Here is a 1,039-nt window from a genome sequence, read left to right on the forward strand (position 1 = left end):
CGACCACTTCGGTTCGTCGCTTGATCTCGCCGTTGACGCGTTCGAGTGGATTGGTCGAGTGCAGCTTGGCGCGGTGCGCGGCAGGGAAGCTCATATAGGCCAGCACATCGGTCTCGGCCTCGTCCAGGAAGGCCGCGAGCTTGGGCAGCTTGGGGCGGAGTTGGTCGGCGACCTTGCGCCATTGCACCCGCGCCGCCTCGGCATCGTCCTGGGCAAAGGCGGTGGCAATGAAGGCGGAGACCACGCGCCGCCCGCTCTTGCCGGCATGCGCCAGCGCGTTGCGCATGAAGTGAACACGGCAGCGCTGCCAGGTGGCGTTGAGGACCTTTCCGACTGTAGCTTTGATCCCTTGATGGGCGTCGGACACGACCAGCTTGACGCCGCGCAGGCCACGGCGGGCGAGCTTGCGCAGGAACGCGGTCCAGAACGTCTCGGCTTCGGAGGGGCCGATGTCCATGCCGAGAACCTCGCGCCGGCCATCGCCGTTGACGCCGACCGCAATGATGACCGCGACCGGGACGATGCGCCCGTTCTGCCGCACCTTCACGTAGGTGGCGTCGATCCACAGATAGGGCCAGTCCCCTTCGATCGGCCGCTGCAGGAAAGTCTTCACCTTGTCGTCGATCTCGCCGCACAGCCGCGACACTTGGCTCTTGGAGATCCCCGTCATGCCCATCGCCTGCACCAGGTCGTCGACCGAGCGGGTCGAGACGCCCTGCACGTAGGCCTCCTGCACCACCGCAGTGAGCGCCTTCTCGGCCATCCGCCGCGGTTCGAGGAAGCCCGGGAAGTAGGAGCCCTTGCGCAGTTTGGGGATGCGCAGTTCGACCGTGCCGGCGCGGGTCTCCCAGGTCCGGTCGCGGTAGCCATTGCGCTGCGCCAGACGCTCCTGGCTCTTCTCGCCATAGCTCGCCCCGGTCAGTCCCTCGACCTCGAGCTCCATCAGCCGGTGGGCGGCAAAGCCGATCATCTCGCGCAGCAGATCGGCGTCAGGGGTCTTCTCTACAAGCGTCCGCAGGTTCATCATGTCGTCGGTCAT

The 1,039-nt window shown here is 66.4% G+C and carries 1 protein-coding gene; it reads right to left on the minus strand.

Features of this window, described 5'->3' with window-relative positions:
* Nucleotides 1-1,039: IS256 family transposase (locus SO140_RS46050; protein WP_498544213.1), on the minus strand; the 1,039-nt coding region annotated here is incomplete at its 3' end.

The sequence above is a fragment of the Bradyrhizobium sp. UFLA05-108 genome, assembly GCF_059803455.1.